The sequence below is a fragment of the Rhodospirillum sp. A1_3_36 genome (assembly GCF_047263945.1).
In the GTDB taxonomy this organism is placed as follows: Bacteria; Pseudomonadota; Alphaproteobacteria; order Rhodospirillales; family Rhodospirillaceae; genus Rhodospirillum.
The window spans coordinates 99,163-106,361 of the sequence record NZ_JBLAVB010000006.1 but is presented as its reverse complement, the minus strand read 5'-3'; the positions used below and the strand labels follow the sequence as shown (position 1 = coordinate 106,361).

Genomic DNA, 7,199 nt, shown 5'->3' with positions numbered 1-7,199 from the left:
TCCCCCTCAATCCAAGCTGGCGCCGAGCCGCTCGGCCAACAGGGCCTCCAGCTCGGTGTCGGACAGGCCGTCCAGGTCAGTGGTGGTCTCAGCCGCGTTCACGGGGACGCTCATGGTGGTGGTCGGCGCTTGGGTCGCGGGGCCCGTTTCGCTGCTCCCATTGCCGTCGGCGAGTTCCGGCGCGGCGGTCATCACATGCGCAGTCAGCGCCTCCAGCGTCGGGTGATCGAACAGCAGCGTCGTTGCCAGCGGACAGCCGAGCGCCGCCACCAGCCGACCGCGCAGCTCCACGGCCATCAAGGAATCAACGCCAAGCTCGAATAACGGCTGACGCGGACCGATGGGCTGCCCGCCGCGCCCACCGATCACCTGCGAGATCTCTTCGCGGATCAGCCCCATCAGCGCTGCTGACCTTCCGCTGGTCGGGGTTGCGCGCAGACGCTCCACCCATTTGGCGGCGGCGGGCGCGGCGGCCTGCGCTTGCCCGGTCGGGGGGCGCAAGTGGGTGAACAGCGGGTCGTCGGCGGCACCCGGTGCGGCGCGTAGGAAGGCGGCCCAGTCGACCCGCATGATGCCGGTCTGCGCCGACGTTTCGACGGTCAGGCGCTCCAGCGCGTCCAACGCCGCTTTTGGCGGCAGGGTGCCGATGCCCTGGCGGGACAGCCGGTCGCGCTGCCGTTCGTCGAGGCGCGCCGCCATGCCGACATCGGCCCAGGGTCCCCAGTTGACGCTCAGCCCCGGCAGGCCCATGGCCCGGCGACGCCGCATCAGGGCATCCACCGCGGCGTTGGCCGCCGCGTAGGCGCCCTGCGCGGCGGAGCCGGTCAGCGAGACCATCGAGGAGAAAGCGATGAAGAAATCCAAATGCGCTGCCCGCGTCTCCTCGTCGAGATGGGCGAGGCCCAGCGCTTTGGCGGCGAGCGCGCGGTGCAGTCGCTCGGCGTCGAGTTGCGCCAGAACGCCGTCTTCGAGCGTACCGGCAGCGTGGACGATGCCGGCCAGCGGCTGTTCGGAGGCCGCGACGGCGACGGCGTGCGCCACCTGTTTCGCGTCGGCCAGATCGGCGAGATGAACGCGGACGGTGGCGCCGGTTGCGCGCAATTCCCCGAGAAAGGCGTCGGCATTCTCGTTGGGGGCGCTCCGTCCCACCAGCGTCAGGTCTCGGGCTCCACGGGCGATCAGCCGCTGTGCCATCAGCCGACCGAGCGCGCCGAGCCCGCCGGTGATCAGATAGGCGCCGTCCGGCCGCAGGGTCATCACGGAGGCGCCCTGCGGTGATGGTGCCGAAACCAGGCGGGGCGCGCGGCGGCTTCGGCCGCGCAGGGCCATGCGGGGTTCGAGGTCGTCGACGGTCAATTCGCGCCACAGGTCATCGATCTGCGGAACCCTCCCGCCGAGGGAGAGGTCGATGTGGCGCACCCGCAGCTCCGGGTGTTCCAGCGTCACGGTGCGGGCGAGTCCGCTCAACGGCGCCTGTGCGACCTCCACGGGCTCGTCGGGCTCGACATTCCAGGCGCCGCGAGTCACCACCGCCAGCGGTGGTGGTGGTGCGGCGGCGGCTTTCTGCGCCAGCGCCGCGACCAGATGAAGGAAGGGCGCGCAGCTTCCGATCGCCGCCGCGTCGAAGGAGGCCGCGTCGGGGGCGGTGGCGTCCAGGCCCCAGAGATAGACGACACGGGACGGGGTGACGCGCTCCAGCACCGCCGCCATATCCTCGGCCCGGCGGGGGTCGATGCGGATCCGGTCCCGTTCCAGAACCGCGAAGCCCTCCCCGGCGGTCACCTGGATGGCATGGTTTCCGCGCTGGTGGAGGTGGTCGGCCAGCTCCTGCCCGGTGCCGCCCTTGTCCGCGAAGATCAGCCAGGGGGCGGCGTGGTCGGCGGCGACCCGCGCGTCTGCCGCGGTCGGGGCGCTTTCCCAGCGCAATTCGTGAAACCAGGAGTCGGCGGGTGCCTGGCCTGCGCGGCGCAGCAACGCCTCCAGCGTGGTCTGCCGACCCTCCAGTCCCAGGCATTCGGCCACCGGCGCGCCGTCCTCGTCGAACAGCCATAGGTCGCCGACCATGCGGTCGGGCTGGCCCTCGAGCGTCCGGCGGCGGCCGTAGGCGAGCAGCTTGCCGATACCGGGTGGTCGCAGCAGGGTGAGACGCTCGACCGCGAAGGGTACCAATGGCTTGTCGCCGCTGACGCCGACCATCGCGGCCAGCAGGCTGATCCAGGAATCGATCAGGCCGGGATGCATGCGGTAGCCGTCGAGCGCCAGCGGCGGCTCCATGACCGGTGGGCGCAGCCGCCCTATCGCCTCCCCCGGATCGAGGCGCATGGTCTCCAGCCAGACGTAGCTGGGGCCGAGCGTGATGTGCCGACCCGCGTGCGCCGCCCGCACCTCCTCACCCGAGAGCTCGGTTTCCAGCCGGTCCCAGGCGAGCCGGAGTTCGGGCGGGGAGAGCGGCGGCGCCACCGCGTCGGCGCCGACGCGGAGCTTGCCCGAGACGTGTAGGGTCTGACTGGCCGGATCGCCCGAGGCATCCAGGCTGACCAGACGGAAGGATGTCTCTGCATCGTCGGTGGGCGTGAAGCCGAGGTGGACGAGCCGGGATTCGCCATCGGGCACGACCAGCGCCTGATGCAACAGCAGGTCTGACAGTTGCGTGGTGCCCTCGCCGAAGGCCCGCTCGGCTGCGCCCAGGATCATTGCGATCAGGCTGGCGCCAGAGACCACCACCGCGTCGAACACCCGATGTTCGGCCAACAGCGGGATCTCCGCGACACCGAAGCGCGTCTCGAACAGGATCGTGTCCATCAGCGGCGAACGGACCATGCGGTCGAGCAGCGGCGCCAGGGACGGCACTGGTGCCGGTGCCGCTTTGCCGCCCAGACGTGGGTTGTCCACCCAGTGACGGACGCGCTGGAACGGGGTGGTCGGGGCGGAGGTCCAGCGCTCGCCGCGCCCGGTGTGAACTGCGGCCCAATCGACTGGCGCGCCCTGGACGTAGAGCGCGCCCAACGCCCGCCGAATGACTTGGCCGTCCGGCGCGTTGCGCTTCAGGCTGGGCAGCCACGCCCGTTCGCCACCTTCAGCGAGACAGCCGCGCCCGAGCGCCAGCAGGGTCGCCTGCGGTCCCAACTCCAGGAAGGTCCGCACCCCGGTGCGCTCCAGCGCCTCCATGCCTGCGGCGAAGGCGACCGGGCGGCGAACATGCTCCACCCAATAGTCCGGCGTGGCGATCTCGTCGCCGATCACCGCGCCGCTCAGGTTCGAGAGCAGCGGAATGCGGGGCGGAGACAGGGTGACGCGGCGCACGGCGGCCTCGAACGCCGCCAGCATCGGGTCCATGCGGTGGGAGTGGAAGGCATGGGATACGGCCAGCTGGGCCACGCGGAGGCCGTCGGCCTCCAGGGTCGCGGTCAGCGCGGTCAGCGCGTCGACGTCGCCCGACACCACCACATGCTCCGGCCCATTGAAGGCCGCGACGTCCAGTCGACCGGCGAAGGGGGGCAGCGCGTCGGTCACCCGATCCGGCGGCGCCATCACGGCCGCCATGGCGCCGCCGACGGGTAGGGCCTGCATCAGCCGCCCGCGCTCGGCGATCAGGGCGAGCCCGTCCTCCAGGCTGAACACTCCGGCGAGGCAGGCCGCCGCATATTCGCCGACGCTATGGCCGATCAGGAATTGCGGGCGGATGCCCCAGGCGGCCCACAGCTGGGCCAGCGCGTATTCCAGGACGAACAGCGCTGGTTGGGCCAGCACCGTGGCGGTCAGTGCCTCCGCCTCACCCGCGAACATCCGCTCGGCGATGGAAAAACCCAGGCGGGGCTTCAGAATGGCGTCGCAGCGGTCCACCGCGTCGCGGAACACCGGCTCGCTTTGATAGAGGCCCTGGCCCATGCCGACATATTGGGAGCCCTGGCCGGTGAACAGGAAGGCGATGCCCGGTCCAACGCCCTTTTCGCTGTCGCCGGAGACCGCCGCCGGGTTCGCGCGGTCGTCCAGAAAGGCGCTGAGGCCGACGTCGAGCGCCGCCGCATCGGCGCCCTCGACCGCCAGACGGTACGCCCGGTGGCCGCGCCCGGCCGCCGCCGTGTGGCAAAGGTCGCCCAGTTCCACGGCATCGGGAGCTCTCTCGGCCAGGAGCGCCCGATAGCGCCCGGCCAGTGCGCGCAACGCCGTCGGCTCGTGCGCAGACAGGCAGAGCAGATGTGACGCCGCCTTGGGGGCTTCGGCGGAGCGCGTCGGCTCAAGCGGCGGTTCCTCGACCACGATGTGGGCGTTGGTGCCGCTGAAGCCGAAGGAACTCAACCCCGCAACGCGCGGCCGCTGCGACCGCCGCCACTCGGTCGGCTCCGCGACGACGCGCAACGCCGTGCTGCCCCACGCGATGTGCGGGTTTGGGGTGCGGAAATGCAGCGAGGCCGGCAAAGTCTCGTGGCGCAGAGCCAGGATCAGCTTGATCAACCCGGCCATGCCGGCGGCGGCCTCCAGATGGCCGATGTTGGTCTTGACCGAGCCGATGTGCAGCGGCGTCTGGCGCTTGGACCCGAACACGGCGCCCAGCGCCTCCACCTCGATGGGGTCGCCGAGCAGGGTGCCGGTGCCATGCGCCTCGACATAGTCGATGTCGTCGGGTCCGAGGTCGGCGTCGCGCAGCGCCTCGCGCACCACCGCCTGTTGCGCCGTGCCGTTGGGGGCGGCCAAGCCATTGGTGCGGCCGTCCTGGTTAACCGCGGTGCCCTTGACCGATAGCAGGACGCGGTTGCCGTCGCGCACTGCCTCATCCGTCCGCTTCAGCACGATGAAGCCGCAGCCCTCGCCGCGCACATAGCCGTCGGCCTCCGCGTCGAAGGTCCGACAGCGTCCGGTCGGCGAGATCGCGCGCAGCTTGGAGAAGCAGATGTGCGATTCCGGCGATAGGATCAGGTTCACCCCGCCGACCAGCGCCAGATCGGTCTCCCCCGACCGCAGGCTGCGGCAGGCCAGATGCAGCGCCACCAGGGAGGAGGAACAGGCGGTGTCCACCGCCAGCGCCGGCCCATGCAGCCCTAGCAGGTATGAGAGCCGACCCACCGCCGTACTGAAGGTGCTGCCGGTCATTGAATAGGCGTCGATCAGCTCCGGCCGCCCGGAATGGCGATGTGCCTGCGCATAATCGTCGCTGGAGATGCCGACGAAGACGCCGGTGCGGCTGTGCTTCAGCGCCGCCGGGTCGAGGCAGGCGTCCTCCAGCGCTTCCCAACCGACCTCCAGGACCAGCCGGTGCTGGGGGTCGAGCGCGCGCGCCTCGCGCGGGGTGATGCCGAAAAAGGCGGCGTCGAAGTCGGCGATCGGCAGGTCGAGGAAGCCGCCGCGCGCCGTGTACATCTTGCCCGGCGCGTCCGGGTCGGCCGCGCGGTGGTGGTCGGCGGGCCAGCGGTCGGCCGGCACTTCCGCCACTGCGTCGACACCATCGCGCAGGTGGTGCCAAAAGCGGTCGGGGTCGTTGCCGCCGCCGGGGAAGCGGCATCCCATGCCGATGACGGCCACGCCGTCCTTTTTGCGCAGGGCGGCGTTTTCGTCCATCAGCTGACGGATCGTCGCCTGCGCCTTCAACAGCGCTTGCCGGAAGGCCTCGTCGCGGTTGAGTTGGGGGGAAGGCGTCATGCCGTCTTTCCTCCGCGGTCCGTCGTCAGCCCCGCAAGATTTCAAGTGACGATCTCAAGGCGTCCGCTGCCGCCCAATGTCGCCAGATCGACTTCCGCGACGCAGCGCACGGGGGTGAAGTCCAGCGTCAGCCCGCCGACAAGCTTCGCGCGGCCCGTGCCGGTGGCGAAGTCGGCTCCGCTCAGGTCGCAGGCCGCGTGGTCGAGCCGTATACCCAGTTCGGTGCCGCCACGGGTCTCGGGGAAGCGGACATAAACATAGCCGCGCTCGACCGCCTCGCGCAGCGCGGCGGCGGTCTTCTCCAGCCGAAGCGCGATCTCGACGGGGTGGCTGCCCTCCGCGAGGCGGTGGACGAGGCCGTCCTCCTCTCCGTCATCGGAGGGGGGCGGCGCTTCGGTCGGCGGGGCGTCGGCCAGCGCTTCCATCTGGCGACGCAGGCTAAGCGGCCGCATGTCGGTCCACACCGCGTTGATGTGCTCCAGGCATGCGGCGCGGCTGCCGCTCTTGCCCTCAGCCGACCAGCCGAGCGGCAGCTCGCGCCCTTCCGGCCAGATTGAATATTGCTCCTCGTGGTTGATCACCACGATGTAGCGCGTCGTGCCTTCCAGTTCGTCCTTCGGCATCGCTTGCTCCCCCGTTCAATAATTTTTTGGCGGTTTCGGCACCGCGCTAAACATGGTCTCGAAGCCACTCTAAACTCTATATAACGAGAGTGAAATGGGGCCAGCTTGTTCCAAGCTGATCCCATTGCACTCTATGCCAAGGCGCTCGCCATCGCCCGCATCAGCAGGTCGCGGTCGGAGCGCAGAAAGAAATGGTCGCCCGGAAAGATGCGCAGGCGGGCGCCGCGGGTCGTGTGTTGTCTCCAGGGCTCGACATCGGTCGGCGTCGCCTCGCCGTCCTGGCGGCCAGCGTAGAGGATGAAGGGGCAGTCGAGCGGCGCGTCCGGCTCGAACCGGTAGCCGTCGCATAGCCTCAGGTCGGCGCGCAGCGTCGGCAGGATCAGCTCGATGAGCTCAGGATGCTGGAACACGTCGCTGGGCGTGCCGCCGAACCGCTTGACCGCCGCCAGGAACGCCGCGTCGTCCAGCCCGTGCAGCGGCTCGCGGTGCAGCGGCAGATGGGCGGCACGCATGGCCGACAGGAACAGCATCGTCGGCAACGGCGCGCTGCGTCGCCGCAGCGCGCGGGTCAACTCGAAGGAGACCAACGCCCCCATGCTGTGGCCGAACAGCGCGAAGGGCTTGTCGGTAAAGGGCATGATTTCCTCGGCCAGCCGCTCCACAAGGTCGCCCATCGTGGTGAAGGACGGTTCGCTCAACCGGTTTTCCCGGCCGGGTAGCTGAATCGGACACAGCTCCACCGACGACAGGCTCTGTCCCCAGCCGCGAAAGACCGATGCGCCGCCGCCGGCGAAGGGCAGGCAGAACAGCCGCAGCGGGGCCGCTGGATTGGGTGACGGGCAGGTTATCCAACGGTTGAATTGAACCGGCTGGCTGCTCGTTTCGCGGGCGAGGGTGCTTTGCTGGAACGTCACGGACACACCTTCATACGATCAGAAT

General features: G+C 70.0%; 3 protein-coding genes. All 3 read right to left on the bottom strand.

Features of this window, described 5'->3' with window-relative positions:
• Positions 1–6: 6 nt before the first annotated feature.
• The gene (locus ACLIRY_RS14610; protein WP_413206148.1) at positions 7–5,637 is read right to left on the bottom strand and encodes a type I polyketide synthase; all 5,631 of its coding nucleotides are present in this window, start codon (positions 5,635–5,637) and stop codon (positions 7–9) included.
• Between the two features lie 41 nt (positions 5,638–5,678).
• On the bottom strand, positions 5,679–6,260 hold the full coding sequence (locus ACLIRY_RS14605) for an MbtH family protein (protein ID WP_413206147.1): 582 nt from the start codon (positions 6,258–6,260) through the stop codon (positions 5,679–5,681).
• Positions 6,261–6,391: 131 nt separating this feature from the next.
• Positions 6,392–7,174: a thioesterase II family protein gene (locus ACLIRY_RS14600; RefSeq protein ID WP_413206146.1), complete on the bottom strand. Its 783-nt coding sequence runs from the start codon at positions 7,172–7,174 to the stop codon at positions 6,392–6,394.
• Positions 7,175–7,199: the final 25 nt, after the last annotated feature.